The sequence below is a fragment of the Mycolicibacterium sp. CBM1 genome, assembly GCF_054073305.1.
In genome coordinates this window covers 236,537-261,816 of sequence record NZ_JBSXPP010000001.1, presented here as the reverse complement: position 1 = coordinate 261,816, position 25,280 = coordinate 236,537, and the positions used below count along the sequence as shown (strand labels likewise).

Below are 25,280 nucleotides of genomic sequence, written 5' to 3'. Positions count from 1 at the left end.
AGCACTACCGCAACCGGGGGAGCACCTCGTCGCCCAGGCGGTTGACCCAGCCCACCGGGTTCGGGTTGCCGGGTAACGGTCCGGTGGTGATCGGGTCGAAGCCGAGTTCGCCGTAGCGGTCCATTCCTCGCAGGTAGGCGTCGATGTCGCCGAACGGATCGTCCAAAATGGTTGCTGCCAGCCGTATCTCGTTCATGTCCCGGCCCACCGTGTCGCAATGCCTGCGCAGTACATCGAGTTTGTGCGGCAACTCCTCGAGCGCAGCGGTGCTGTGCCACACGTCGGCGTACTGGGCGACCAGGCGCAGCGTCTTCTTCTCGCCCGAGCCGCCGAGCAGGATCGGCGGTCGCCGGATCGGTTGTGGCTGACAGATCGTCTCGGCGAGCCGGTAGTGCGTGCCCACGAAGGGGCCGTCGTTCTCGCTCCACATCTGCAGGCAGATCTGCAACGTCTCCTCGAGCATCTCGAAGCGATCGCCCAGCGGCGGGTAGGGGATGCCGAGGGCGTGGTGTTCGCGGTCGTACCAGGCGGCGCCGAGCCCGAGCATTGTTCGGCCCCCCGCCAGGACATCCAGTGTCGTCATGGCTTTGGCGAGCACACCGGGATAGCGGTAGGTGACACCGGTGACGAGCATGCTCAGCGTGATCCGCTCGGTCGCTGCGGCCAGGTAGCCAAGCGAGGTGTACCCCTCCAGGAACGGGTCGGTGGCGGCGCCGACGCCTTCCATCTGGAACAGGTGGTCGGCGAGGCTGAACACCTCCACCCCGGCATCGTCGGCGGCCTTGGCGGTGGCGGCGAGCGTGGGGCCGAGCCGCTCGGCCGGGCCGGGTAAGAAGTCGATGTAGTGCACACCCACATGCATTGTCATGTTCTGCCTTTCGTCACTCTTCGAGCCGGCCGAGCAACTCCAGAGCCTCGGTGATCGTCTGGCGTTCACGCTCGGTGTAACGGTCTTGCATGGCCTGCACCAGCCATTCCTCGCGAACCTTGCGGTCGCTTTCGGCGCGACGCCGGCCGACGGGGGTCAACGTGATGACCTGGCGACGTCCGTCGTGCGGGTCGGGCACCCGCACGATCAACCCGTGCCGGTCGAGGCCGGCCACGGTTGCGGCCATCGACTGCGGACGAACCCGCTCCGCTCCGGCCAGTTCGCTGGTCGACGCGGGACCGTCCTTGACGAGGCGTAGCAGCACCGCGGTCTGCGGCGGGGTGAGGTCGTCGGCGGTGGCCACCGCACGCAGTCGGCGGCGCAACCTGCTGAACACCACCCGTAGATCCCTCGCCGCCCGGATCGCCGACTCGTCAACCTCACCCATATATGCAGGCTAAACTGTTCAGTCTGAACTGTCTAGTTTGGGAATGCTGCTGCAGTTGGTCGACTGCGTGCCATCGCCCCGGCGTAACGCCACGCGCCGTCCCAAGCGATCTGACAAGCGTGCAGGGAAAGAACATGGTGACGGCCCGCATCGGCGCAGCGGTACTGAGCGCCGCCATCGCGATGGCGGTTATGGCGACCGGAACTGCGACGGCAGCGAGCGGCTGCGCCGACTACCACTGGCTGGGTGCGGCCGGATCCGGCCAGCGCGACGGCGCCGGCCTGACCGCCAACGGCGGTATGGGTTCGGTGGTCTACCAGTCCTACCAACAATTGAAGTCCCAGCTCCAAGCCGACGGCCTCACCATCGACGCCGAGGCCGTGCAGTACCCCGCGGCGCCGGTGCCGCTGGAAGGCGGGCTAGGCGGCTGGCTGAGCTTCCTGGGCAGCGTCGGCGACGGCACCGACGCGACCGCCGAGCAGTACAAGGCGTTCACCGAGCGTTGCCCCGACACCAAGGTGATCCTCGCGGGCTACTCGCAGGGTGCCATGGTCGTGCATCGCAACCTCTACGACCTCGCCGACGATCCTCACCTGGCCGCCGCGCTGCTGATCGCGGACGGCGACCGGCTGCCAGTCGACACCACGATCAAGTTGGGCTCGACGGCGGTGACGCCGAGCCGGGGCGAGGGTGTCGCCCAGGACCATTCGTTCCTGGCCTCGACCAACACCTCGCCGCTGCCGCCGACGGTCGGCGCCCGCACGATCAGTGTCTGCGATGTGGGCGATCCGGTCTGCGACTACGACCCGGACGCCGGAACGGTGACGGACACGGCGATCGCGATACACACCGCCTATACGCCCGCATCGGGCGGCCTGCACGGCTGGGGTGCCCCGCTCTACAACCTGGTGTTGGCAGCTGCCCCGGCGTCGGTGGTCGGACCCCCCGTCGAGCCCACCGCAGGCGGTATCGCCTGAACCAGCCCCGGCGGCGTCCCGCTGGGCCCGCGCTGTCGCCGAGTTCACCCTCCTTCGTCAGCGAGCCAGCCGGCGGCCAGATCAAGGGGCCGACCCGTCGCGGCCCGCGTGCTGGCTTACGCTGGAGGCGCTTCAGACACAGGAGGCAACAGTGAGCGAGCACGAAGTCAAGATGATCATCCTGTCGACCGACGACTTGGATGAATCGATCCGGTTCTACGGCGACACCCTGGGTATGGCAGTGAAGTTCCGCGACGGAACACACTTCGCCGCCCTCGACGGCGGTGCGGTCACCCTGGCGCTGGCCACCGAGATCGACCACCCGATCCCAGGGCAGGTCGTGGTCGGCATCAAGACCGCCGACGTCGACGCTGCCGCGAAGGCCGTCGAGGCCAGCGGTGGCGGGATCGTCAAGGGCCCCTACGACGACGCGCACGAGCGACGCGCCGTGGTCTATGACAACAAGGGCAACGGGCTGGTCTTCTACAGCCCGCTCGCGCGGAAGTAGTCCTTCCGCGGTCGTTTTGGTCCACCGTCGTGGACACGACCCCAGGCATCAGTGCGGGCAGGTCGAGCTTGGCGAGGTGGCCGGTGGGATCGCTGCGCGGCACTAAGCCAAAACCGAACGCCCGCAATCGATCTCGCTGATTTGACTGCTGGCGCCAACCTGCTGGTCGGCGAGCGGATGCGCGGCGATGGGGCAGCTGTGAGCTGGCCGATGTTTACGGTTCGGCGAACTGGATAGCTATATCGGCGCGCCCGCATGGGCACCGCCCAAGCGCGCCGACCCGGTGTGGGCCGCCGGCAACCCGCAGGTGTGGGACGAGGGCTGGAACCACCGGGGCGTGTGGATGAACGGGGTCTTCGTCCCGACGTACTGATGTGAGCGTCGTCGGGTGTTGACTCGGTCCTAAGGTCAGACGGTGACCATCACCTACGACGAGTCGCTGCGCGGCAGGATCCGTGACCACCTCGCCGCCCACGACCGCCGCACCGTGACCGACCCGGACAAGCGGCACGCCGCCGTCGCGGTCGTCGTCGTCGATTCCGAGACCGGGGAAGATCGCGTCGATCCAGCGCCGGTGGACGACTGGATCGCCGGGCGGCCGATGGAACAGGGCCTGGACGGACGCATGGTCGGGGTGTCCGGCGGTGCCGCATTCCTGCTGTGCCGCAGGGCATCCCGGCTCAGCTCACACGCCGCGCAGTGGGCGCTTCCCGGTGGCCGACTGGATCCGGGTGAGACCGCGGTGCAGGCGGCGTTGCGGGAACTCGACGAGGAGGTGGGCGTCGCGCTGCCCCAGGCGTCGGTGTTGGGCCTGCTGGACGACTACCCGACCCGCTCGGGCTACATCATCACCCCGGTGGTGATCTGGGGCGGCGGACGTCTGGACCCCCGTCCGGCGCCGGACGAGGTCGTCGCCGTCTACCGGGTCGGCCTGCATCAACTGCAGCGCCCCGACTCGCCACGCTTCATCACGATCGCGGAGAGTCCGCGGCCCGTCGTACAGATCCCTCTGGGTAACGACCTCATCCACGCACCGACCGGCGCGGTGCTTCTGCAACTGCGCTGGCTGTGTCTGGAGGGCCGGCACGACCCGGTCGACGAGTACGAACAGCCGCTGTTCGCCTGGAAATAGCGTGCGACGACAACAGCGCCGCGGCCGAGATGGCCGCGGCGCTGTCTGCGTCGTTCGTCGGTGAAGTGACTCAGGCGGGCGGGTAGACGCCCATGCCCTTGGCCTTCTCGGTCTGCCAGAAGATGTCGGAGATCTTGTCGATGGTCTCCAGCAGCTTCTCAGCCACCGCGGCGTCGGTGGACTTCTTGACGTCACCGGCGCCGTGCACGCCGTCCCAGAACAGCTGGTGCAGGTTCGGGAACTGCTCGAAATGCTCCTTGGTGAAGAAGTCGGCCCACAGCACCATCAGATGGTGCTTGACCTCTTCGGCGCGCTGCTCCTTGATCAGGATGGCGCGGGTGCGGAAGTGGTCGTCGTCGGAGTCGTTGTACTTCTGGATCGTCTTGAGGCAGGACAGCGCCTCGATCTTGGCCTGGGCGGGGTCGTAGACACCGCAATACAGATCGCAGTGCGCGTGGGCGGGGGTGGCATTGGCAAACGCGGAGTCGAAAAGTCTATGCAGCATGGCCTTAACTTACCCTTTGACCGTGCGCGAGAACCATGGGCTTGGCCACTGGCCGCTGCGCCGGTTCGTGGTGGTCGAGGACTCGATGCGACCGACCCTGCACCCCGGCGATGGCCTGCTGTCGTGGCGCGGCGGCGCACCGCGCCCCGGACAGCTGCGGGTATTTCCCGATCCGACGCTGCCGGCCCGCTGGCTGGTGAAACGCGTGGGCGAGGTGCACGGGCGCGGGCTGGGTGCGACCTTCGAGGCCCGATCGGACAATCCGGGCGCACGGGGGGTGGTGGATTCACGGCACTTCGGGCCGGTGCCCGCCGCGGGCTCCTACCGCGTGGTGTGGACGGTGCGGGCCCCACGGGCCCGCTGACCCCTCCCACCTGCGGGGTGTTTCGCCGCCGCGCACAAGAGGTACCCGTCTCGCGGATCAGGCCGGCCAACGCTTCCGGCCCAACGAAAGGGATAACACCATGAGCTTCTCCGACAAGGTCAGCAACAAGGTCGACGAGATCGCCGGCAAGGCCAAAGAGGGCGTCGGCAAGGCCACCGGTGACAAGAGCACCGAGAATGAGGGCAAGGTCGATCAGGCCAAGGCCAACCTGAAGGACGCCGGCGAGAAGATCAAAGACGCCTTCAAGAACTAACCCTCGCTATGGAGCAAGGCAACCATCCTCCGCCGACACCGGCATCGATAGAAGCCACATCGCCGACGAGACTTGAGCGGCGGCTACTGCGGATGCGTCGCCAGATAGTCCCCGACCGGGATCGGGGCGTCGGCGGCGTATCCGATCGGTAGCAGAACGTCACCGGCGACGGTGACGCAGTAGACGTCCCACCGGTAATAGCCCGCGAAGGCCGCCGGGTCGGCACCCAGGATCGCGGCATACTGCTTCACCGCAGCCACGTATGCGTCGGCATGGTTGTAGCGGTAGACGGCGTGATCGGGATCGGTGAGAAAGCCATTGGCGGCCAGGTACCGGCCGGCGGCGAGAATGCTGTCGCGGGGAGAGCGGATGTCACCGCCCTCTCCGTAGGCGGCGAATGTGTCGGGCAGGAACTGCATCGGGCCCACCGCGCCGGCTGTGCTGACGCCGGTGATGCTGCCCAGTCGTGTCTCGATGAGGTTGATGGCCGCCAGATACGACCAGTCGACTCCGGTAGCCGCCTGGGCCTGTCGGTAATAGCCCAAAAGCTCGTCGGCGGGTGCCGGCGGCTCGATGTGCCACGCAGGCAGCGTGTCTCGCACTTGTGCCAACGCGGCGAGCTGGCGGCGTGCGTCGACGTTGCGGTCGTAGGCGTCGGTCAGTGGCTCGGGGATGCGCGGGCGGATGATCGCATCCCACTCGGGATGGTGAGCGACAGTGCGGTACGCGGCCTGCTGGCGCCGGGCGGCAGCGATCAGCGCGTCCTCGAGCGTGGCCGGATCGCGTAGCGCCTCCTCGTCGGCGACCAGGTCGTCGGCGATCTGCGCCGGGTCTGCAGCCAGCCGCGGTTGCGCCCCGGCCCGTGCGGCCGTCGAGTCCAGTGCCGCCGCCGGGACCGACGATCGCGGCGCGGTGTGTCTTGGTGCGGCCGCAGGTGGATCCTGCGGCGCACATCCGCTCACCGCGAGCAGCACCACGACCGCGGACGGGAGCCAATGTGGAATGCGCACCGCACGAGTCTGGCCTACCGGCACGATCGTCGGGCACCGAACGCCGGGGTTTGCCTCCAGGCGGGCCGCGCGGGGATGATCGAGCGATCATGCAGACGATCCCGACCGGTGTGGTTGCCGGACTTCTGGCCGTGGCCGCCACCACCGCGGTGGTCGCTGCGGCTGCGGCGACGGCCACGATGCCGCGAATCATGTTGGCGGACAACACTGTAAGCGTCGACCCGACGGCCGTGGACCTCGGTGACGGTTCGCTGCCCAGCGGCCAGGCGCTGTCCCCGTTCGATGTCGCCGATCCGGCGGTGGGACGGCTCGATCCGCGCCTGCTCGATGCGATTCAGCAGGCCGCGACCGCGGCCGCCGCCGACGGCGTCACCGTGAGCATCAATTCCGGTTGGCGTTCCCCGGAATTCCAGCAGCGTCTGCTCGACGATGCCATCGCGACTTACGGCAGCCTGGCGGCCGCCCGGCAATACGTACAGACCCCCGAGGCGTCCAAGCACGTCATCGGTGAGGCCGTGGACGTCGGCGGTGTCGCGGCAGACCAGTGGCTGATCACCAACGGTGCGCGTTTCGGGCTGTGCCGTATCTATGCCAACGAGCTGTGGCATTTCGAGTTGGCCACCGACGCCGACGGCAACTGTCCGGCTCTGCTGCCGAACGCCGCGGGCTGAATCCGTCCCGCCCTCAATCGACTCCGGCTAGGTTGGTCCCGGGTTGATCGGCGCCCGCACCGGGCCGCTGCCGGGGGCCAGCCATGGCCAGCCGTGGACAGCCGTGGACAGCAAGGAGAACCCATGAGGAGCCTGGACGACATCCGCAGCGCGCTGCAGGCGTGTTACGCCGGGGTCCAGGCATTGTGCGCAGACCTGAGCGCCGCCGAGTGGGCCGCGCAGTCGCTGTGCCCGGACTGGTGTGTGCGCGACGTCATCCAGCACGTCGTCAGCATCGAAGCCGTGCTGGCCGGCTGGTCGCCGCCGGACGCGGCCACGCCGCCGGCGTTCGAGCAGGCCGCCGAGTTCCTGGCGGGCACCGACGACCCCGCCGTGCTCGCCGAGAAGGTCCGCGCCGTTCTTGACCGCCGTCGGGCCGACCTGAGCGCCCTGACCCCCGCCGACCTCGAGCGGCCGTCGTGGATGCCCGTCGGCCCCGGCACGTACGGCCGCTTCATGGAGATCCGGGTCTTCGACTTCTGGGTCCACGAGCGCGACATCACCATCCCACTCGGGCGCCCGACCGACGACACCGGCGTGGCGGCCGAGATCGCCCTGGCCCAGGTGGAGGGCTCTATCGGCTACATCGTCGGCAAGAAGATCGGGCTGTCCGAGGGCAGCAGCATCGCGTTTCGGCTCACCGGCCCGCTCGTGCGCGAGATCGACGTCGCCGTCGACGGCCGCGCCAAGCGGGTCGAGCACCTCGACCACCCGGACGTCACCCTGATCACCGATTCCACGACGTTCGTGATGCTGGCCTCCGGGCGAATCGACCCGCAGGCGCAGATCGACTCCGGAGCCGTGCGCTGGACGGGTGCCGACGAACTCGGCGATCGTGCCGCCCGCAACCTGAGGTTCACGATGTGACCGGGCGGCCGGCGTCCGTCGACTTCCACTTCGACGTGATGTGCCCGTACGCCTACCAGACCTCGCGCTGGATTCGCGAGGTGCGCGACCGCACCGGCCTGGTGGTGAACTGGCGCTTCTTCAGCCTCGAAGAGATCAACCGCCAGGAAGGCAAGAAGCACCCGTGGGAGCGGGAGTGGTCCTATGGCTGGTCGATGATGCGCATCGGGGCGCTGCTGCGTCGCCGGTCGATGGCCGACGTCGACGCCTGGTACGAACGGGCGGCGCGGGCACTGCACGTCGAGGGCCACAAGCCCCACGAACCGGCGGTGGCGCGGCACCTGCTCGACGAGCTGGGCTTCGATCCCACCCTCGTCGACCAGGCCATCGCCGACCCGACGACCAGCGACGAGGTGCTGGCCGACCACCGCCGCGTCGTCGAGGCCGACGGCTACGGGGTGCCCACCTTGTTCTTCCCCGACGGGCAGTGCCTGTTCGGGCCGGTGCTCATCGACCCGCCGACCGGTGACGCCGCGGTCCGGCTGTGGGATGCCGTCGCCGCGTGGACGGAGTTCCCGCATCTCTACGAGCTCCAGCGGCCCAAGACCGCCGCGGATGGCGAGCTGATCACCAAGACCTTCGGCCCGTACCTCGAAGCCCGCGACTGGGTGTCGATCAACCGGGGCGAGGTCATCACCTTCGACTAGGCGCCGGCCCCGGCGCGGATTCCCAGCACCGGCTGGCGGCTCTCCTGGTCGCAGAAGTCCCCGGCCCACGGCCAGCGGCCCCGGCCGTCCGCCCAGACCAGCTGGCGGGCGCGAACATCGCTGCCGTACAACGCGACCGCCATCGCCATGTGTGCGTCGGGGTGGTCGATCTCGACCACCTCCAGCATCGGCCCGCCGCACATGGTGAACTGCCGCCCGGGTGTCAGCTCGGCCCCGCGCAGCACATGCTCGGCCGCTCGGTTCAGCACCCGGGCCGCGCGCTGCGGTGACACGTTGGTCATCAGTAGCTCGGGCACCTCGTAGTCGCTCAACCCGACCGTGTACGCGTACGGCATCCGCGGGTCTTCGATGTACTGCACCGCCCAGCCCCGCCGCAGGATCTTGGCCCGCACCTCGTCGAGATAGTCGCCAACGGTGCTGCCCAGGTGATCGCACATCCAGCACATTGCGGGGCGCCCCTTTCATCGATCCCAGTCGCTGCCTGGCTCACCCACACCATGCACCCGGGGGCCGACAAAAATCCGCATGCATGTTCGGCGTCCTCAGCCGGTGGGTGTGGCCCCCAGCACCCGCTGCAGGTCCCCCTTCATCGCCTGCAGCTGCGAACCCCAGTAACCCCAGCTGTGGGTGCCGCTGGCTGGGAAGTTGAAGACCGCGTTGCGGCCGCCCGCGGCCAGGTAATTGCGCTGGAACTCCTTGTTGGTGTTCAGCGTGATGTTCTCCAGATACCCGGCGGTGAACAGACCGCCGAAGCTCGGGTCGTCGCTGTTGTCCAGATCCGACGGGGCACCGGTGCCGCAGTAGATCCAGACCGCCGTACCGTTGGCCACCAACCGGGGGATGTTGACCATCGGGTCGTTGCGCTGCCAGGCCGGGTCTCCGGACGGCCCCCACATGGCGCGGGCGCTGTAGCCGCCGGCGTCCTTCATGGCCAGTCCGATCAGTGTCGGCCACAATCCCAGCGAGGGATTGAGGAAGCCGGAAAGCGAACTGGCGAAGATGAATTGCTGGGGATGCCAGATGGCCAGCGTCAGAGCCGCGCTTCCCGACATCGACAGGCCGACCACCGCGTTGCCGGTAGCGGAGATGCCCCGGTTGGTGGCCAGCCAGGCGGGTAGCTCCTGGGTCAGGAAGGTCTCCCACTTGTAGGTCAGGGTGCCGTTGGTGCCGGCGGCGGGCTGGTACCAGTCGCTGTAGAAGCTGGACTGGCCGCCGACCGGCATCACCAGTGACAGCCCGGACTGGTAGTACCACTCGAACGCGGCGGTGTTGATGTCCCACCCGTTGGCGTCGTCCTGGGCGCGCAGACCGTCCAACAGGTACACCGCGTGCGGCCCACCACCCTGGAACTGGATCCGGATGGCCCGGCCCATCGCCGGGGATGGTACGTCGAGTTGCTCGACAGGAAGGCCTTCACGTGAGTAGGCGGCGGCGGTGGGCATCGGGCCGTCGACGACGCCCAGCGCCAGCGTCACCATTGCGGCCAGGGCGCTCACGACGCTGACGGCCCAGCGGGCCGGCCGATGCTGCGCGGATGTCGACACCACGGCACGTTAGCAGCGTGGCGGGGGTATCGCCGTGGCGCCATGCCCGCTGTAATGCCTTTGTTATCAGTGGTTCTCGCCTGGAGATTGCAGCCAAACGCCGGCGCGCAGGACGTCGGTCACGGCCAGGTCGGAGTCCATGCCGACGAGGTCCGCGCGGGCGCCGTCGACTAGAACCGGTGACCGAAGGCCTAGGGCGCGAGCCGGATTCAACGAGGACTGACGCACCGCGAGCAGCAGTGCCTCGTCGGGTGGCAGGCCGCAGCAGGCCACCGCAAAGCGGAACACCCGGTCCATGGTCGCGGTGCTTCCGGCAATGGTGGAGGTACCGGCGAGGCGGGCGACGCCGTCGGTGACATCGACGGCCATCGGCCCGATCTGGTAAGCCCCGTCAGGTGCCCCGGCGGCAGCCATCGCATCGGTGATCAGCGAGAGCCGGTCCGGCCCCACCGACCGAGCCGCATGGCGGTAGAGGGCGGCGTCGACGTGCACGCCGTCGGCGATCATCTCCACGATCACTCGGGGGTCTTCGAGCAGCGCGATCACCGGACCCGGCTCGCGATGGTGGATGGGTCGCATCGCGTTGAACAGGTGCGTGCCCACCCTCGCCCCCGCGGCGATCGCTGCCCGGGTCTGTTCGTAGGTCGCCTCCGTGTGGCCCACCGCGGCCACCACGCCGGCGTCGACGATCCGCTCGATGGCGGCCAGCCCACCGGACCGCTCCGGTGCTAGCGTCACCATCCGGACCGCGCCCTCCCCGGCGTCGAGCACCCGGTCGAGTTCAGCGGCCTCGGGGTCGCGCAACAACACCGGATCATGGGCGCCGCAGCGGTGGCCGGACAACCACGGCCCTTCGAGGTGGATACCGTCGATCAGCCCGTCCCGGACCTGGCCGGCGAGTTCGGTGACCTGTCGCAGCAGATCCGCCGGCCCGGCGGAGACCAACGAGGCCACCAGTGTGGTGGTCCCGTGGCGCCGATGCAGATCCACCGCCGCGGCGGTGGCGGCCCGGGTCCCCGTGGAGAAATCCGCGCCGCCGCCGCCGTGCACGTGGGTGTCGACGAAGCCGGGCACCACCGTCACCAGGTCGCGGTCGGCCGGCCGCGGCGGCGCGCCCGATCCGAGCCGGCGCACCGTCGACCCCGAGACCTCGATCCACCCCGGCCGCAACAACTCTCGGCCGGTGAGAAGGGTCTGCGCGCTGAGTAGCACTCAGATTCCCTGCCACCCGGGTTTGGACCGGTAGGTCTCCCGGTAGTAGTCGGCCAGTTGCAGCCGCCGGGCCGCGGCGTCGTCGAGCAGCACCGTCACGTGCGGGTGGTGTTGCAGGATCGTCGCGGGCCACATCGCGCTCACCGATCCCTCGACGAGGTGATGGACCGCTTCGGCCTTGTTGCGGCCGGTGGCCACCAGGATCACGTGCCGCGCGGCCATGATGGTGCCCAGGCCCTGGGTGAGGCAGTGGGTGGGTACCCGGTCGACGTCGCCGTCGAAGAAGCGGGCGTTGTCCACCCGGGTCTGACGGGTCAGGGTCTTGATCCGGGTCCGCGAGGCCAGCGACGAGCCCGGTTCGTTGAAGCCGATGTGGCCGTCGGTGCCGATGCCGAGGATCTGCAGATCGACTCCGCCCGCCGCGCTGATGGCCGCTTCGTAGGCCGCGCACGACGCGGGAATGTCCGCGGCCAGACCGTCGGGGCCAGCCACCGCCCCGGGGGTGAAGTCGACTCGGGAGACGAACACAGTGTCGATCACGGTGCGGTAGCGCTCGGGGTGATCGGCGGGCAGGCCGACGTACTCGTCGAGGGTGAAGCCACGGGCCGCACGGAACGAGATCCGGCCGGCCTCGTAGCGGGCGGCGAGTTCGTCGTAGATGGCCAGTGGCGACGATCCGGTGGCCAGGCCCAGCACGGCTGCGGGCTTTCGCGTCAGCAACGCCTCAATGGCGTCGGCCGCCACCGTGCCGATCTGTGCGGCGTCCTCGAGGATGACGACTTCCATGAACCCGGTCGATTCCTACCTGTTGGCGGTGAAAAGTTCTGATCCCGAGGTGATTTCATCTCCGGCAGCGACGGCGTCGCCGACTGCGACATTACCCGGCTCCCGCTCGTCCATGACCACGACGGGGACAATGGGGTTCAGCCCGGCGGCGACAACCGAGGCGACGTCGTAGGAGATCACCGGCTGGCCTGCGGTCACGGAATCGCCCTCGGCTACCAGGGCGGTGAAACCGCGGCCCTGCAGTGTCACCGTGTCGAGCCCGAGATGAACCAGGATGCCGATGTTCTCACTCGTCATGACGATGTAGGCGTGCGGCATCAGCTTCAGGATCTTCCCGCTGACCGGCGCCACCGCGTCGATCACGTCGTGCGGCGGGTCGATGGCCGCACCGTAGCCCACCATCCCCTGGGAGAACACGGGATCCGGCACATCACCGAGGGCGACGGCGTGGCCGCCGACCGGTGCGAGGACACGCGTAGTGCTCACGTCGACTCCTTCTGTTCGTGCTCACGACAATAGAGACTGGCCGCGGCCGAGCGTGGCGGAAACCGGTCCGGGCGTGCGAAGGTTTGACTAGGCTTGCGCCGCGCTGGGATGAAGGAAGGTCGGCCTGATATGAGCGAATCCACCAAAGACTCACCGGCACAGCAAAAGTCGAGACTGAACATCCCCGGCTTCGCGCAGCTGCAGCGACTCGGCAAGAGCTTGATGCTGCCGATCGCCGTCCTGCCGGCGGCGGGCATCCTGCTGCGGCTGGGCCAGGACGATCTGCTGGGCCGGATCAAGGCCCCGGTCATCGGACCGTTTTTCCAGGCGATGAGCGCGGCCGGCGGCGCGCTGTTCACCAATCTGGCGTTGCTGTTCGCCGTCGGCGTTGCAATCGGTTTCGCCCGCAAGGCCGACGGGTCCACCGCGCTGTCGGCCGTCGTGGGGTACCTGGTCATGCAGGCCGTGTTCAAGACGATGTCGCCGTTCGTACTCGCCGGCCAACTCGACAAGTCCGGTGAGCAGGCCCAGATCAACTACAGCGTGTTCGGCGGCATCGTGGTTGGCCTGTTGACCGCCTGGCTGTTCGACCGCTACCACACCATCACGCTGCCGCCGTATCTCGGATTCTTCGGCGGCAGGCGCTTCGTCCCGATTGTCGTCTCGCTCGCGAGCCTCGTGGTGGCCTTCGCGATGAGCTACTTCTATCCGATCTTCGACGCCGGGTTGACCGGGCTGGGCCACTTCATCGGTGGGGCTGGTGCGGTGGGCGCGTTCGTATACGGATTCGCCAACCGGATGCTGATACCGCTGGGGCTGCACCACATCCTGAACTCCTACGTCTGGTTCATCTACGGTAGCTATCCGGCGGCCGACGGTCACGTCGTCACCGGCGAACTCAGCCGCTTCGCCGCGGGCGATCCCAGCGCGGGCCTGCTCACCTCCGGCTTCTACCCGATCCTGATGTTCGGTCTGCCCGGCGCGGCGCTGGCGATGATCCACGTGGCCAATGCCAAACAGCGCAAGGTCGCCTTCGGCATCCTGTCCGCGGCGGCGCTGACGGCGTTTCTGACCGGCGTCACCGAACCGCTGGAGTTCGCCTTCATGTTCGTGGCGTTCCCGCTCTACGTCGTGCACGCGGTGCTCACCGGGCTGTCTCTGGCGATCGCCTATCTGCTCGACATCCATCTGGGCTTCTCGTTCTCGGCGGGCCTGATCGATCTGCTGCTCTACGGCACCGCGCCGGCGGCCAAGAACATCCCGCTGCTCATCGTCATGGGGCTGGTCTTCTTCGCCGTCTACTACCTGCTGTTCCGGTTCGCGATCACGAAGTGGAATATGCGCACCCCCGGACGAGAACCGCAGGGCGAGTTCGAGGCCGAGGAACAGGCCAATCTCGGCGATGCCGGCGAATCGGCTACCGCCGTGGACGCCGGCGTGGTTCCCGCTGAACAGGTTCGCGCCGACAGCAGGGCCGAGCAGCTCATCGCCGCCTTCGGCGGCCGGGACAACCTGCGCAACGTGGACGCCTGCATCACTCGGCTGCGCATGGAGGTCGCCGACACCGAAAAGGTCGACCGGGACCGGCTGCGGAGCCTGGGCGCCGCGGGGGTCATCGAGGTGGGCAACAGCGTGCAGGCCGTGTTCGGCACCCAGGCTGAGGTGCTGAAGAACGAGATCAACGACGCCCGGTGAGGCGCTGCCGGTCCCGCGGGTGCGCCGAAGGGCGGGAGTCTCGCACCGAGGCCGGCGGGATGACGCTGAGGAAACGCATAGGCTTCGAACCTTTATGGATCCGTGTTCTTGATGTGACCTAAGTAGCCCATTGTTACCGAAGTGACATTTGAGGCTCTTGCGTTCGAGCCTAATCGGCAAGAATAGGGATCACATGACCGTTCGCGCGTTCCACACCGAGTTGTTGGCGCTGACCGCGGGGGTGGTCGCCGCGGCCACTGCCTGGCCTGCGACAGTGCACGCCGACCCGGTCGACCCGGCCTTTTCCAACGTTCTCTCCGCGGTCGGCATCGGCAACGGCGGCCCGATCACCACCCTGATCGAACAGATCGGCCAGCAGATCTGCCCCCTGCTGGTCAAGCCGGGCAGCAACCTCGTCTCCGGTGCCACCGAGGCAAGCGGCCACGGCGGACTGACGTCGGCGGTCACCGGCTTCGTGGCCGAACAGGCGATCAAATCCCAATGCCCCGCGGTGATGTCCCAACTCGCCAACGGCAACTTCGGTCCGCTGATGCAGATGCTGAACACCGCCAATCAGGCGTCGGGCACGCTCAACACGCTGGGCGGCACCGCCGTGCCCTCGGTATCGCTGCCGCAGACGGGACTGCTGAGCCCCTGATCGGGGCAGCCCCGGCCGTCCTCGCTGTGAACGAAGGTGGCCCCGGTGTCGACAAACGTGGTTAGCTGGCTCGGGGACTCTCGAGGTGGAAAGCGTGGAAAGCGCGTGATGGTGAAACGACGACGAATCTTCAGTGTGGCCTGCGCGATGGTCCTGGCCGCGGGGGGATCGCTGACCTCCCTGGCCCTGGCGGCACCGGCAAATGCAGACTGCCCGAATGGAACCGTGCCCACCCGCTTTCCCGGGGTGTGCGTCGCCGGTCAATCGGGTGGCCAGATTCCCCAGGCGGTTGGGCCGTCGGACATCACGACGAACTTTCAGCCCAACCAGATACCGACCATGAACGGCGTTCCCTGCAACCTGAATCACTCGGCCACCTGCTGGGGAATGGCGCAGAACGGCGGCTGACCCGCGGCCGTCTCCAACTCGGCCAGGGCCGGCGCCAGTGTGGCGGCGAATTCGTCTGTGTCCGAGGCAATTTCGCGGTTCGTAGCCACCCCGAAATCCGGTGACCCCCGGTAGCTCGGGTGCGGGCGTCCGCCCACCGGAATGCCGCGGTGCCACCGGCAGGCCGACTGTGCTGTTACCACGATCACAGTGCGGCAGGCGGTGGGCTTACGGCCGTTTTCAGCAATCGCACAGCATTGCGAACCACGGCCGACGATTGCTCCGCTGTTAGGCTGCCAACGTCGCCGGCGACGGATCGCGGCGCAGGGGGGCCGGCCCGTCTGACGGTGTGGCGTCGCGAAGTAAGCAAGAGTCGGAAATGAGTGTCGTGCGAACCGGAGAGATCAAAGCGCTGACCGGGCTTCGCATCGTGGCCGCCCTGTGGGTGGTGTTCTTCCATTTTCGACCGCTGCTGTGGCAGGCATCTCCGCGCCTCGAAGAGGATCTCGCGCCGCTGTTCAACGCCGGAGCCCAGGGTGTGGACCTGTTCTTCATCCTCAGTGGCTTCGTGCTCACCTGGAATTACCTCGAGCGGATGGGGCCGTCCTGGTCGGGCCGGGCCACGCTGCACTTCCTGTGGTTGCGGCTGTCGCGGGTATGGCCGGTCTATCTGGTGACGATGCACATCGCGGCCGCGTGGATCATCGTCACCCTGCACGTCGGGACGGTCCCCTCGCCGGACGTCGAAAAGCTCACCGCCATCAGCTATGTGCGCCAGCTGTTCATGGTCCAGCTGTGGTTCGAACCGTTCTTCGACGGCACCAGCTGGGACGGACCGGCCTGGTCGATCAGCGCCGAATGGCTGGCGTATCTGTTGTTCGGTGCCGTGGTGATGGTGATCTTCCGGATGGCGCGGGTCACCCGAGCCCGCACCCTGCTGGTGCTGGCCTTCCTGGCTTCGCTGCCGCCGACGGTCCTGCTGCTGGCCAGTGGCCACTTCTACACTCCGTGGAGCTGGCTGCCTCGGATCGTCGCCCAGTTCGTCGCCGGTGCGCTGGCGTGCGCGGCGGTACGGCGGCTGCAACTCGGCGACCGCAGCCGGCGTATCGCCGGATTTGCCGCGATCCTGCTGACCGCGGCGATCGTCGGCATCCTCTATTACTACGACGCCCACCCGGTCGCGGGCATGATCGATCCAGGCGGGCTGGTGGACGTCTTGTTCATGCCGCTCATCGTGACCCTGGCCATCGGGATCGGCAGTCTGCCGGCCCTGCTGTCCACCCGGCTGCTTGTCTACGGCGGCCAGATCTCGTTCAGCCTGTACATGGTTCATGAGATCGTGCACACGTCGTGGAACTGGGCGGTGCAGGAGTATCAGATCGACCTGCCCAAGTCCGTGCAGAAGGTGGTGGTCATGGGCCTCATCGCGGCGGCGTTGGCCGGCGCCGCACTGCTCTACCACGCCGTCGAGGAACCGGCCCGTCGCTGGATGCGCAGGATGGTCGACTATCGGGACGTCAAGTCCGGCCCGGGCACTACCGGCGAGGACGCGGGCACCCGGCTGACTTCCATCGAGCAGGCGCGCGATTCCCGGCCGCCGCACACATCGGCCCGCGCCGGCTGATCCGCAGGCGGCCAGCTCCGGTGTGCGCCAACGTCTTTAGCCCGCCACGACGGCGGGTTGCCGGGCGCCTCGCAGGCTCGGCACGTAGGCTGTCCACGTCGGGCGCTATTCAGTGAGGTGCGATTGACTCCGAAGCTTGGACTTTCCCGGCTTGCTGCGAGCGGCCTGACGGGCCTGGTGGTGTTGGGCGCCATCCTCGGCCAGACCCGGCCACCCGCCGGCTACGAACTCACCACCCGCGGGTCGACGCTCACCCGCATCGCGGTGATCGGTGACTCCTACACGACCGGCACCGACGAAGGCGGCCAGGGCCCCCAGGGCTGGACATCCCAGGCCTGGCAGTTGCTGGCCAACCAGGGCGTCAAGGTCGACGCCGACGTGGCCGCCGAGGGCGGCGCCGGCTATGGAATCCGCGGCAACCGCGGCAACGTGTTCGAAGACCTCACCGTGCGGGCCGTCAATCGCGACGACGTGTTGGTGGTCTTCTTCGGGTCCCGCAACGACCAGCCGGTCGACCTACAGAAGTACCCGGTGCTGGTCGGGGAGACCTTTCAGATCGCTCGCCGGGTGGCCCCGCAAGCGAAATTCCTGGTGATCGGTCCGCCGTGGCCGACCGCCGACCCGCCGCCGGTGGTGCTGACCCTGCGCGACGACCTGCGGGCGCAGGCCAGGGCGGTCAACGCGGTCTTCATCGACCCGATCGCCGAGGGCTGGTTCGTCGGCCGACCGGACCTGATCGGCCAGGACGGTGTGCACCCCACCGACGCCGGCCACCGCTACCTGGCCGAGAAGATCGCGCCGCTGATCCGCAGTCAGCTCAGCATCCCGATCTGATCCGGGTCAAGGACCGATCCAGAGCTGGTTGTTGCCGAGGTTGTTCGCGTCGTCACGCGAGAGCACTCTGAGGATTTTATCGCCGCGCCACCGGCAGCCGTTGTCGCGCCCACCGCTATGCCGGTCGGCCGGCGCGCTACCCGCCGAAACGGCCAACCGGGGTGGCTGGTCACAGTATGGGTTCGGCGACAGCATCCACCCCCGTGCGTCGACTTGTCGTGGTAGACCCATTAGCTGATGCTGAGTGGCATGTGGAGACGGCGTCGTGGCATGTGGAGACGGCGTCCCGAGGCGCTGCGGTGGACGCCGCTCGTGGCGATCCTGATGGTGCTCACCGTGGTCTTCGCGGCCGACCGCGCGACGCCGCCGGTCGCCTACGGTTTGATCACCGGCCCGTTTGCGCGGTTGCTCGCCCAGGCCGTCGATCTCGGTCCGGCTCGCACACACCGGGTGCAACTGACCGCCGAGCTGCGCGACGCCGCCGAGCCGGTGGCCCTCAACCAGTGGGCGCGCAGCCGTGGCCTGTCCGTTCGCTGGCGCGAGGGTGACCCGTGGGCGGTCGTCGAAGGCGCGCCGCGTGCGGTGGCGCGCGCGCTGGACGTCCCCGTGCACGACTACCGCCGCCGGGGCGCCGGCGAGGTGTTCTACGCCTCACCGCAGCAGCCCGCGGTTCCGCAACAGCTCGACGCCGAGGTGTCCGGCCTGGGCCGCATCCTGGGCTACACGCCGTATCACGAAGGCACTCCGCCGACCCCGCCGCTGGATGTGCCCGACGGCGGACTGATGCCGATCGAACTGCTCACCGCCTACAACGTCGATTCGCTGACGTCGGCGGGATATACCGGAAAGGGTCAAACCGTCGCCGTTTTCGCCTTCGACGGAGTGGACCAGCGTGACCTCGACCGGTTCTCGGACTGGTTCACCCTGCCGAAGGTGAACCTCGAGGTGATGGGCGGCATGCCTCCGGAGCGCCGCGGCGAGGCGTCGATGGACGTCCAGTTCATCCACGCAATCGCGCCGTCGGCCCGCATCGTCCTGGTCAACGCCCGGGTGACCGCGGAGGGCGACGCCGCCTACGTGAAGCTCGGGAAGCTGATGGAGGAGGTGGACAGCCGCTATCCCGGAGCGGTGTGGAGCTTTTCCATCGGTTGGGGCTGCGATCGGCTGCTGAGCAGAGCCGATCTGGCGCCGGTCCGCTCGGCGCTGGCTCGCGCGCATCGCAATGGGACGACGGCGTTCGACGCCAGCGGGGACCTGGCCGGCCTGGAGTGCAAGGGCGGCCACGACTGGTCGGACCCGCCGAGCCCGGACGACGTCGGCGTCGACGCCGTCGCCTCGCTACCGGAGATGACCAGTGTCGGCGGGACGACGCTGTCGACCGACGCCGAGGGCCGCTGGCTGGCCGAACAGGGTTGGTACGACGTGCCGTTGACGCAGGGCAGTGGCGGCGGCGCGTCGACGCTGTTCGCCCGGCCGTCTTGGCAGACCGCCGGCGAACGCTCCGGCCCGCACGACAAACGGCTGGTGCCCGACATCGCGGCCGTCGCCGACCCCTTCACCGGGGTGAAGTTCGTGTTCGACGGCCAGGTCCTGGTCGGCGGCGGCACCTCCCAAGCCGCGCCGCTGTGGGCCGGTCTGGCGGCGGTGATGAACCAGTTCCTCACCGCGCGCGGGCTGTCGCAGCTGGGTGACCTCAATCCGCTGCTCTACGAGATCGCGAACAGCTCGGCCTTGCCGGCGTTCCGCGACATCAGCCTCGGCGCCAACGCCGTCACCCCGGTCGTGCCCGGCTACGACATGATCACCGGACTGGGTTCGCCCAACGTCGAGAATCTGCTCAAGGCGCTGCTGGTATTGAAGTCGGTGAGCCGATGACCGATGTCGCCGACGGCCGCGAGGAGGTCGACTCCTACGCGGGCTATGCGGTGCCCGCCGGGAGCTACCGGGCGCCGAAGCAGCGCGGGCCCGCCTACTTCGTCATCCTCGGGATCTGGCTCGTGGTGCTCGTCGTGGTCATGATGGCGCTGAGCGTCGTCGCCACCCAGATCCGTTCGTCGCCGGTCAAGTACCGCTGTCCGCCCGACTGCGGCCGGCCGCCGACCGGGCTGCCGGTGGCCACCAACCCGCGATTCACCGCGCCCGACGGGTCGTACTCGGTCTCCTACCCGGCGCCCGGCACCGCCTACGACGTCAAGATTGACGACACCGGCGTCACCGCCGAACTCAACATCGGCGACGGCGGCACGTTGCGGTTGTTCAGCGAGCCGGCGCGGGGCCGCGACGCCGAGACCGTGGCCCAGGATCTGCTCGGCGAGATGTATCCCGATGCGGTGAAGTCCTACGAGCTGCCCAACGCGATCCTCGGCTACCAGCCCGGGTACGGCGTGGTCGCCGACGACTGGCCCAAGGGCACCGCGACCGACAACGAACGACTGCGGCTACTCGTCGTGGTCGCGGTGAAGAACGACCTGGCGCTGATTGCCGGCGCGGTCGGGCCGTTCCACCAATTCGGGCCGGACGACGGGCCGGGGCCGCCCTCGCCGGCGAACCTGTTTCTGGCCAAGGACATGGGCAAGTACGTCAACAGCTTCATGTGGCGTGGCGACCCGCCGCGGTGAGCGATCCGCGCCCTCAGTCCTGCACGGCCTTGGCCACCGCGACGCAGGTCGTCAACCAGGTCGGGTCGCTTTGCTCCCGCAACGCCCACATCGCGTTGAGCACCATCCGCACCACTACCCACGCTCTGGCCCGGTCCTCGTCGAATCCGGCGGCGTCGACCAGGGTGTAGAACCGGCGCCGCACCCCCTCGCGAACGTCGCCGCTGAGCTCGGCGAAGCGGTTCCACAGCATCGGCGCGATTTCGTAGTGCGGGTCGCCGTTGACCGGTTTGGGAGCGATCACCAACCACGGCCGGCGGTCGGCGGCCAGGACGTTGCGGTAGTGCAGGTCACCGTGGATGACAGCCTGTGGCGCGGCGCCGGCACTCAGGTCGGCGGCGGCGCTGATCGCCTGCTCGACCAGCCGGTGCGGGATCGGCGCGCGCCGCGGCAGCGCGGCCAGCTCGCTCGCCCAGCGTTCGACGTAGGAGGACAGGGTGCGCAGCTGAGGCATGGCCGGGACGTGGATGCGCCGGTACAGGTCGGCGACCACCTCGCACGCGGCGACGTCATCGAGTGTGGTGAGGTCCTCGGCGCGTAACCGCTCCAGCAGGACAGCCCGGCGGTGCGGATCGGCGCTGAGCAACCGGACCGCGCCGTCTCCGCCCCAGCGCCGAAGCGCCAGATGCTCGTGTTCGGATTCGTCATCGGGAAAGCTCAGCTTCAGCATCGCCGCCGTGCCGGTGGCTGTTCGGACCGGCAATACCAGCGAGCAATGACCGTGGGTGGCGGTCCCGTCGGGCCGAAGTTCCCACTGCGCCAACAGCTCACCGGAGAGCCGGGGCAACGAGTCCACCCAGTCGGTCCAGTCCGTGCCGCGCTGCGCCATCGCGCGGACAGCGTCGGGCAGCGCCGTCACCGGTCGGGGTCGTCGGGGGAATCGGGATGTTGGGGAGGCGGTGGGGCCTTCTTGAGCCAGTCCTTGAGCCGGAACAGCTGGCTGGCGACGATCCCCAGGCCCACCAGCAGCAGGCCCACGACGACGACGATGGTCACCAGTGGGGTCATGGTGTTGCCAGCCTACGGCCTATCCTGGCGCGAGTGTCCGAAGCGTCCACCGACGGTGTCCGCGAGGTGCGCCGGTTACGCGCCCGCCTCGACGGCGTGACGATGCGCGACGCCGCCCGGCTGGAGCGACGGCTCCGGTCGCTGCGCGGCGATGTCCCGGCCGAGAAGCTCCAACAGATTGCCGACCAGATCGCCAAGGCGGAGGCGCTGGTCGCCGCCCGCACCGCGGCGGTACCCGCCATCAGCTACCCGGATCTACCGGTCAGCGAGCACCGCGCCGAATTGGCCGCCGCCATCAGCGAACACCAGGTGGTCGTGGTCGCCGGTGAGACCGGCTCGGGCAAGACGACCCAGCTGCCCAAGATCTGTCTCGAACTGGGTCGCGGCATCCGCGGCACCATCGGCCACACCCAGCCGAGGCGCCTGGCTGCCCGCACGGTCGCGCAGCGTATCGCCGACGAGCTCAACACCCCGCTCGGTGAGGCGGTCGGTTACACCGTGCGGTTCACCGACCAGGCCAGTGATCGCACTCTGGTCAAGTTGATGACCGACGGCATCCTGCTTGCCGAGATCCAGCGCGACCGGCGCCTGCTGCGCTACGACACCCTGATCCTCGACGAGGCACACGAACGCAGCCTCAACATCGACTTCCTGCTGGGCTACCTTCGCGAACTGCTACCGCGGCGGCCCGACCTGAAGGTCATCGTGACGTCGGCAACGATCGAACCGCAGCGCTTCGCCGACCACTTCTTCGGGGCGCCGATCGTCGAGGTCTCCGGGCGCACCTACCCTGTCGAGATCCGCTACCGGCCATTGGAAGTTCCTCTCGCCGCAGACGATTCCGACGATCCCGACGATCCGGACCACGAGATCGTGCGCACCGAGATCCGCGATCAGACCGAGGCCATCGTCGACGCCGTCCGTGAGCTGGCCGCCGAGCCGCCGGGTGACGTGCTGGTGTTCCTGTCCGGTGAACGCGAGATCCGGGACACCACCGACGCGCTGCGGCGCGTTGTCGACTCCCACACCGAGGTGTTACCGCTGTACGCCCGGTTGCCGACCGCCGAGCAGCAGAAGGTCTTCGGTCCCTCGCGCAGTGCCCGGCGGATCGTGTTGGCCACCAACGTCGCCGAGACCTCGCTTACCGTGCCGGGTGTCCGCTACGTCATCGACCCTGGGACCGCGCGGATCTCGCGCTACAGCCGGCGCACCAAGGTGCAGCGGCTGCCGATCGAACCGATTTCGCAGGCTTCCGCCGCGCAGCGGGCCGGCCGATCTGGCCGCACCGCACCGGGGGTGTGCATCCGGCTGTACTCCGACCAGGACTTCGCGGCGCGGCCCCGCTACACCGACCCGGAGATCCTGCGCACCAACCTGGCCGCGGTGATCCTGCAGATGGCCGCCCTGCAACTCGGCGACATCGAGAGTTTCCCGTTCTTGGATCCGCCGGATCGGCGCAGCATCCGCGACGGTGTGCAGCTGCTGCAGGAACTCGGCGCCTTCGACACCGCGGGCGCCATCACCGACCTCGGGCGCCGGCTGGCGCAACTGCCCGTCGACCCCCGGCTGGGCCGGATGATCCTGCAAGCCGACGTCGAAGGCTGCGTGCGTGAGGTCCTGGTGCTCGCCGCCGCGCTGTCGATCCCGGACCCGCGTGAGCGGCCCACCGACCGGGAGGAGGCTGCCCGGCAGAAGCATGCCCGCTTCGCTGACGAGCATTCCGACTTCGAGTCCTACCTGAACCTGTGGCGTTATCTGGGTGAGCAGCGGAAGACGCTGTCGAGCAGCGCGTTTCGTCGGATGTGTCGCGAGGAGTTCCTGCACTACCTGAGGATCCGGGAGTGGCAGGACCTTACCGGGCAGCTCCGCAGCATCGCCCGCGACATCGGGATCCGCGAATCCGGCGACGACGAGCCCGCGGAGCCGGCCCGGGTGCATGCCGCCCTCGTCGCCGGGCTGCTGTCGCATATCGGCCTGCGGGAGGGGGATTCGCGCGAGTACACCGGCGCGCGCAACACCCGGTTCGTGCTCGCCCCGGGCTCGGTGCTCACCAAGCGGCCGCCCCGGTGGCTGGTGGTCGCCGATCTGGTGGAGACCAGCCGGTTGTACGGGCGGACCGCCGCGCGCATCGAACCCGAGATGGTGGAGCGGGTGGCTGCGCACCTGGTGCAGCGCACCTACAGCGAACCGCACTGGGATGCCAGACGCGCATCGGTGACAGCCTTCGAGCGGGTCACGCTCTACGGGCTGCCGCTGGTGCCTCGCCGTCGAGTGGGTTACGCGACGGTGGACCCGGTGGTGTCGCGGGAGTTGTTCATCCGGCACGCCTTGGTCCAGGGCGAGTGGGAGACCCGCCACCACTTCTTCGCCGACAATGCCCGGCTGCGTGCGGAATTGGCCGAACTCGAGGAACGGGCGCGCCGGCGCGACCTGCTCGTCGGCGATGACGAGATCTTTGCGTTCTACGACGCGCGGATTCCGCCGGATGTGGTGTCGGGCAGGCACTTCGACGGGTGGTGGCGAAAGCAGCGCCACAGCACTCCGGATCTGTTGACGTTCACCCGCGACGATCTGCTGCGGGTGGACGACGACAGCGCCGAGCGCCCCGACAACTGGCGGGCAGGTGATTTATCCCTGCCGCTGACCTACCGGTTCGAGCCCGGCGCCGTCGACGACGGAGTCACGGTGCATGTGCCGGTCGAAGTGCTGGCCCGCCTAGGCGGCGAGGAGTTCGGCTGGCAGGTACCGGCGTTGCGTGAGGAGCTGATCACCGCGCTGATCCGTTCCCTGCCGAAAGACCTGCGGCGCAACTTCGTTCCCGCGCCCGACACCGCGCGTGCCGTGCTGGCGACCATTGAGCCTGGGGTCGAGCCACTGCTGGAGGCATTGCAGCGTGAGTTGCACCGGCGTACCGGCGTGCTGGTGCCGATCACTGCCTTCGATCTGGAGAAGTTGCCGGCTCATTTGCGGGTGACATTCGCTGTCGAGGGCCCCGACGGCGCGGAGGTGGCCCGCGGCAAGGACCTGGAGGCGCTTCAGCACAAACTCGCCGGTTCGGCGCGGCGCGCGGTCGCCGAGGCGGTGGCCAGTGACCTCGAACGGTCCGGGCTGCGGGGCTGGCCCGAGGATCTTCAGACCCTGCCGCGCAGCGTCGAACGCACGGTGGGGGGGCACCTGGTGCGCGGTTACCCCGCACTGGTCGACGCCGGCACCTGCGTCGACGTGCGGGTTTTCGCCACCGAGGCCGAGCGTGACGCGGCGATGGCCGCGGGCACCCGCCGGCTGTTGCGCCTGGCGGTGCCGTCGCCGGTGAAGGCGGTGGAGAAGGCCCTGGATCTGCGTACCCGGCTGGTGTTGGGCGCCAACCCGGACGGGTCGTTGACCGACCTGCTTGACGACTGCGCCGACGCGGCGGTGGATGCGCTGGTGGCGGCCCCGGTGTGGACCGCCACGGAGTTCAGTGCCCTGCGCACTCGGGTGGCGACGGCCCTGCCGTCGGGCACCCGCACCATCGTCGCGCGGGTGCAGTCGGTATTCGGCGCGCTACAGCAGGCGCAGCTCGCGCTGCCGGACAAGCCGTCGCCGGCACAGGCCGAGGCGGTCGCCGACATCCGCGGCCAGCTCGGCGCGCTGGTGGGACCGCGGTTCGTCGCCGGTGCCGGTGCCGCCCGGCTGCCGGACCTGACCCGCTACCTAACCGCGATCGCGCGGCGCCTCGAGCGGCTTCCGCACGGCCTGCAGGCCGACCGTGACCGAATGGCGCGAGTGCACGCCGTGCAGGCCGCCTATGCCGAGCTGCTGGCCGCGCTCTCGCCGGCGCGTGCAGCGGCCGCCGACGTCCGCGACATCGGCTGGATGATCGAGGAGTTGCGGGTCAGCCTGTGGGCCCAGCAGCTCGGCACCCCCAGGCCGGTCAGCGAACAGCGCATCTACCGCGCTATCGACGCCATCCTGGCCTGACGCTGGGCGATCGGTGTCCGGGCGGTCATCTGGGCCGCGTCGTCCATGGCGGGGCGGTA

At 68.7% G+C, this 25,280-nt stretch carries 27 protein-coding genes; 15 read left to right on the top strand and 12 right to left on the bottom strand.

Going from position 1 to position 25,280, the window contains the following annotated elements; all coding sequences use genetic code 11:
* Positions 1–4 precede the first annotated feature (4 nt).
* Positions 5–862, bottom strand: coding sequence for an LLM class F420-dependent oxidoreductase (locus ACXDF8_RS01225; protein WP_457221695.1), 858 nt, complete (start codon positions 860–862; stop codon positions 5–7).
* A gap of 19 nt (positions 863–881) precedes the next feature.
* A complete protein-coding gene (locus tag ACXDF8_RS01220; RefSeq protein ID WP_457221421.1) occupies positions 882–1,316 on the bottom strand; it encodes a MarR family winged helix-turn-helix transcriptional regulator in 435 nt (144 codons plus the stop codon).
* 119 nt (positions 1,317–1,435) lie between these two features.
* Here ACXDF8_RS01220 and ACXDF8_RS01215 point away from each other — a divergent pair, with 119 nt between their 5' ends.
* The 3 genes from ACXDF8_RS01215 (at position 1,436) to ACXDF8_RS01205 (ending at position 3,933) form a co-directional block, all read left to right on the top strand.
* Positions 1,436–2,293: a cutinase family protein gene (locus ACXDF8_RS01215; RefSeq protein WP_457221420.1), complete on the top strand. Its 858-nt coding sequence runs from the start codon at positions 1,436–1,438 to the stop codon at positions 2,291–2,293.
* Positions 2,294–2,444: 151 nt separating this feature from the next.
* Positions 2,445–2,801, top strand: a complete 357-nt coding sequence (locus ACXDF8_RS01210; protein WP_457221419.1) for a VOC family protein — start codon at positions 2,445–2,447, stop codon at positions 2,799–2,801.
* A gap of 415 nt (positions 2,802–3,216) precedes the next feature.
* Complete coding sequence (locus ACXDF8_RS01205) at positions 3,217–3,933, top strand: NUDIX hydrolase (protein ID WP_457221418.1); 717 nt, start codon at positions 3,217–3,219, stop codon at positions 3,931–3,933.
* Positions 3,934–4,003: 70 nt separating this feature from the next.
* Here the strand turns inward: ACXDF8_RS01205 and sodN are convergent, their stop codons facing one another.
* Positions 4,004–4,438, bottom strand: coding sequence for a superoxide dismutase, Ni (sodN, locus tag ACXDF8_RS01200; protein ID WP_457221417.1), 435 nt, complete (start codon positions 4,436–4,438; stop codon positions 4,004–4,006).
* 85 nt (positions 4,439–4,523) lie between these two features.
* Here sodN and ACXDF8_RS01195 point away from each other — a divergent pair, with 85 nt between their 5' ends.
* Both ACXDF8_RS01195 and ACXDF8_RS01190 read left to right on the top strand, forming a co-directional pair.
* Positions 4,524–4,802 (top strand): S24/S26 family peptidase, encoded by a 279-nt coding sequence (locus tag ACXDF8_RS01195; RefSeq protein ID WP_457221694.1) that lies wholly within the window; start codon positions 4,524–4,526, stop codon positions 4,800–4,802.
* A 100-nt stretch (positions 4,803–4,902) separates the two neighbouring features.
* Complete coding sequence (locus ACXDF8_RS01190) at positions 4,903–5,076, top strand: CsbD family protein (protein ID WP_457221416.1); 174 nt, start codon at positions 4,903–4,905, stop codon at positions 5,074–5,076.
* 83 nt (positions 5,077–5,159) lie between these two features.
* Here ACXDF8_RS01190 and ACXDF8_RS01185 read toward each other — a convergent pair whose 3' ends face one another.
* Positions 5,160–6,086, bottom strand: coding sequence for a lytic transglycosylase domain-containing protein (locus tag ACXDF8_RS01185; protein ID WP_457221415.1), 927 nt, complete (start codon positions 6,084–6,086; stop codon positions 5,160–5,162).
* Positions 6,087–6,175: 89 nt separating this feature from the next.
* On the opposite strand from ACXDF8_RS01185, the gene ACXDF8_RS01180 reads away from it, so the two are divergent.
* From ACXDF8_RS01180 to ACXDF8_RS01170, 3 genes are all read left to right on the top strand, one after another.
* Positions 6,176–6,757, top strand: a complete 582-nt coding sequence (locus ACXDF8_RS01180; RefSeq protein WP_457221414.1) for a M15 family metallopeptidase — start codon at positions 6,176–6,178, stop codon at positions 6,755–6,757.
* 123 nt (positions 6,758–6,880) lie between these two features.
* Positions 6,881–7,663, top strand: coding sequence for a maleylpyruvate isomerase family mycothiol-dependent enzyme (locus ACXDF8_RS01175; protein WP_457221413.1), 783 nt, complete (start codon positions 6,881–6,883; stop codon positions 7,661–7,663).
* Positions 7,660–8,349: a mycothiol-dependent nitroreductase Rv2466c family protein gene (locus ACXDF8_RS01170; RefSeq protein ID WP_457221412.1), complete on the top strand. Its 690-nt coding sequence runs from the start codon at positions 7,660–7,662 to the stop codon at positions 8,347–8,349. Before ACXDF8_RS01175 ends, ACXDF8_RS01170 begins: the two co-directional genes overlap by 4 nt.
* Here the strand turns inward: ACXDF8_RS01170 and ACXDF8_RS01165 are convergent.
* From ACXDF8_RS01165 to ACXDF8_RS01145, 5 genes are all read right to left on the bottom strand, one after another.
* Positions 8,346–8,807 (bottom strand): DUF4262 domain-containing protein, encoded by a 462-nt coding sequence (locus ACXDF8_RS01165; RefSeq protein WP_457221411.1) that lies wholly within the window; start codon positions 8,805–8,807, stop codon positions 8,346–8,348. The genes ACXDF8_RS01170 and ACXDF8_RS01165 overlap by 4 nt on opposite strands.
* A 105-nt stretch (positions 8,808–8,912) precedes the next feature.
* Entirely contained in the window at positions 8,913–9,848 is a 936-nt protein-coding gene (locus ACXDF8_RS01160; protein WP_457221693.1) for an esterase family protein, read from the bottom strand.
* A gap of 132 nt (positions 9,849–9,980) precedes the next feature.
* Positions 9,981–11,126, bottom strand: a complete 1,146-nt coding sequence (locus ACXDF8_RS01155; RefSeq protein ID WP_457221410.1) for an N-acetylglucosamine-6-phosphate deacetylase — start codon at positions 11,124–11,126, stop codon at positions 9,981–9,983.
* Positions 11,127–11,912 carry a glucosamine-6-phosphate deaminase gene (nagB, locus tag ACXDF8_RS01150; protein ID WP_457221409.1) on the bottom strand — a complete coding sequence of 262 codons (786 nt, stop codon included), beginning with the start codon at positions 11,910–11,912 and terminating at the stop codon, positions 11,127–11,129. It abuts the gene before it with no gap.
* Positions 11,913–11,927: 15 nt separating this feature from the next.
* The gene (locus ACXDF8_RS01145) at positions 11,928–12,398 is read right to left on the bottom strand and encodes a PTS sugar transporter subunit IIA (RefSeq protein ID WP_457221408.1); all 471 of its coding nucleotides are present in this window, start codon (positions 12,396–12,398) and stop codon (positions 11,928–11,930) included.
* 129 nt (positions 12,399–12,527) lie between these two features.
* Between ACXDF8_RS01145 and ACXDF8_RS01140 the strand changes: the two genes are divergently transcribed.
* Together ACXDF8_RS01140 and ACXDF8_RS01135 are read left to right on the top strand one after the other, a co-directional pair.
* Entirely contained in the window at positions 12,528–14,093 is a 1,566-nt protein-coding gene (locus tag ACXDF8_RS01140) for a PTS transporter subunit EIIC (RefSeq protein WP_457221407.1), read from the top strand.
* 193 nt (positions 14,094–14,286) lie between these two features.
* The gene (locus ACXDF8_RS01135) at positions 14,287–14,751 is read left to right on the top strand and encodes a DUF732 domain-containing protein (RefSeq protein WP_457221406.1); all 465 of its coding nucleotides are present in this window, start codon (positions 14,287–14,289) and stop codon (positions 14,749–14,751) included.
* Between the two features lie 365 nt (positions 14,752–15,116).
* Here the strand turns inward: ACXDF8_RS01135 and ACXDF8_RS01130 are convergent, their stop codons facing one another.
* Positions 15,117–15,341 (bottom strand): hypothetical protein, encoded by a 225-nt coding sequence (locus tag ACXDF8_RS01130; RefSeq protein WP_457221405.1) that lies wholly within the window; start codon positions 15,339–15,341, stop codon positions 15,117–15,119.
* Between the two features lie 176 nt (positions 15,342–15,517).
* Here ACXDF8_RS01130 and ACXDF8_RS01125 point away from each other — a divergent pair, with 176 nt between their 5' ends.
* The 4 genes from ACXDF8_RS01125 (at position 15,518) to ACXDF8_RS01110 (ending at position 20,214) form a co-directional block, all read left to right on the top strand.
* Positions 15,518–16,762 carry an acyltransferase family protein gene (locus ACXDF8_RS01125; RefSeq protein ID WP_457221404.1) on the top strand — a complete coding sequence of 415 codons (1,245 nt, stop codon included), beginning with the start codon at positions 15,518–15,520 and terminating at the stop codon, positions 16,760–16,762.
* A gap of 123 nt (positions 16,763–16,885) precedes the next feature.
* Complete coding sequence (locus ACXDF8_RS01120; protein WP_457221403.1) at positions 16,886–17,596, top strand: Rv0518 family GDSL lipase; 711 nt, start codon at positions 16,886–16,888, stop codon at positions 17,594–17,596.
* Between the two features lie 270 nt (positions 17,597–17,866).
* Positions 17,867–19,471, top strand: coding sequence for a S53 family peptidase (locus ACXDF8_RS01115; RefSeq protein ID WP_457221402.1), 1,605 nt, complete (start codon positions 17,867–17,869; stop codon positions 19,469–19,471).
* A complete protein-coding gene (locus tag ACXDF8_RS01110) occupies positions 19,468–20,214 on the top strand; it encodes a hypothetical protein (protein ID WP_457221401.1) in 747 nt (248 codons plus the stop codon). Before ACXDF8_RS01115 ends, ACXDF8_RS01110 begins: the two co-directional genes overlap by 4 nt.
* 13 nt (positions 20,215–20,227) lie before the next feature.
* On the opposite strand, the gene ACXDF8_RS01105 is transcribed toward ACXDF8_RS01110, so the two are convergent.
* Together ACXDF8_RS01105 and ACXDF8_RS01100 are read right to left on the bottom strand one after the other, a co-directional pair.
* Positions 20,228–21,112 carry an aminoglycoside phosphotransferase family protein gene (locus tag ACXDF8_RS01105; protein WP_457221400.1) on the bottom strand — a complete coding sequence of 295 codons (885 nt, stop codon included), beginning with the start codon at positions 21,110–21,112 and terminating at the stop codon, positions 20,228–20,230.
* Positions 21,109–21,261: a hypothetical protein gene (locus ACXDF8_RS01100; protein ID WP_457221399.1), complete on the bottom strand. Its 153-nt coding sequence runs from the start codon at positions 21,259–21,261 to the stop codon at positions 21,109–21,111. The genes ACXDF8_RS01105 and ACXDF8_RS01100 overlap by 4 nt, the downstream gene beginning before the upstream one ends.
* Positions 21,262–21,363: 102 nt before the next feature.
* Between ACXDF8_RS01100 and hrpA the strand changes: the two genes are divergently transcribed.
* Positions 21,364–25,221, top strand: a complete 3,858-nt coding sequence (hrpA, locus tag ACXDF8_RS01095; RefSeq protein ID WP_457221692.1) for an ATP-dependent RNA helicase HrpA — start codon at positions 21,364–21,366, stop codon at positions 25,219–25,221.
* Positions 25,222–25,280: the final 59 nt, after the last annotated feature.

What these genes read in the sequence shown, in the direction of transcription:
- ACXDF8_RS01110 (WP_457221401.1), top strand. Translation starts at nt 19,468, where the DNA reads ATGACCGATGTCGCCGACGGCCGCGAGGAGGTCGACTCCTACGCGGGC.
- ACXDF8_RS01195 (WP_457221694.1), top strand. Translation starts at nt 4,524, where the DNA reads ATGCGACCGACCCTGCACCCCGGCGATGGCCTGCTGTCGTGGCGCGGC.
- nagB (WP_457221409.1), bottom strand. Translation starts at nt 11,912, where the DNA reads ATGGAAGTCGTCATCCTCGAGGACGCCGCACAGATCGGCACGGTGGCG.
- ACXDF8_RS01160 (WP_457221693.1), bottom strand. Translation starts at nt 9,848, where the DNA reads ATGGTGACGCTGGCGCTGGGCGTCGTCGACGGCCCGATGCCCACCGCC.
- ACXDF8_RS01225 (WP_457221695.1), bottom strand. Translation starts at nt 862, where the DNA reads ATGCATGTGGGTGTGCACTACATCGACTTCTTACCCGGCCCGGCCGAG.
- ACXDF8_RS01125 (WP_457221404.1), top strand. Translation starts at nt 15,518, where the DNA reads ATGAGTGTCGTGCGAACCGGAGAGATCAAAGCGCTGACCGGGCTTCGC.
- ACXDF8_RS01190 (WP_457221416.1), top strand. Translation starts at nt 4,903, where the DNA reads ATGAGCTTCTCCGACAAGGTCAGCAACAAGGTCGACGAGATCGCCGGC.
- sodN (WP_457221417.1), bottom strand. Translation starts at nt 4,438, where the DNA reads ATGCTGCATAGACTTTTCGACTCCGCGTTTGCCAATGCCACCCCCGCC.
- ACXDF8_RS01140 (WP_457221407.1), top strand. Translation starts at nt 12,528, where the DNA reads ATGAGCGAATCCACCAAAGACTCACCGGCACAGCAAAAGTCGAGACTG.
- ACXDF8_RS01100 (WP_457221399.1), bottom strand. Translation starts at nt 21,261, where the DNA reads ATGACCCCACTGGTGACCATCGTCGTCGTCGTGGGCCTGCTGCTGGTG.
- ACXDF8_RS01135 (WP_457221406.1), top strand. Translation starts at nt 14,287, where the DNA reads ATGACCGTTCGCGCGTTCCACACCGAGTTGTTGGCGCTGACCGCGGGG.
- ACXDF8_RS01180 (WP_457221414.1), top strand. Translation starts at nt 6,176, where the DNA reads ATGCAGACGATCCCGACCGGTGTGGTTGCCGGACTTCTGGCCGTGGCC.
- ACXDF8_RS01220 (WP_457221421.1), bottom strand. Translation starts at nt 1,316, where the DNA reads ATGGGTGAGGTTGACGAGTCGGCGATCCGGGCGGCGAGGGATCTACGG.
- hrpA (WP_457221692.1), top strand. Translation starts at nt 21,364, where the DNA reads ATGCGCGACGCCGCCCGGCTGGAGCGACGGCTCCGGTCGCTGCGCGGC.
- ACXDF8_RS01115 (WP_457221402.1), top strand. Translation starts at nt 17,867, where the DNA reads ATGTGGAGACGGCGTCCCGAGGCGCTGCGGTGGACGCCGCTCGTGGCG.
- ACXDF8_RS01165 (WP_457221411.1), bottom strand. Translation starts at nt 8,807, where the DNA reads ATGTGCGATCACCTGGGCAGCACCGTTGGCGACTATCTCGACGAGGTG.
- ACXDF8_RS01175 (WP_457221413.1), top strand. Translation starts at nt 6,881, where the DNA reads ATGAGGAGCCTGGACGACATCCGCAGCGCGCTGCAGGCGTGTTACGCC.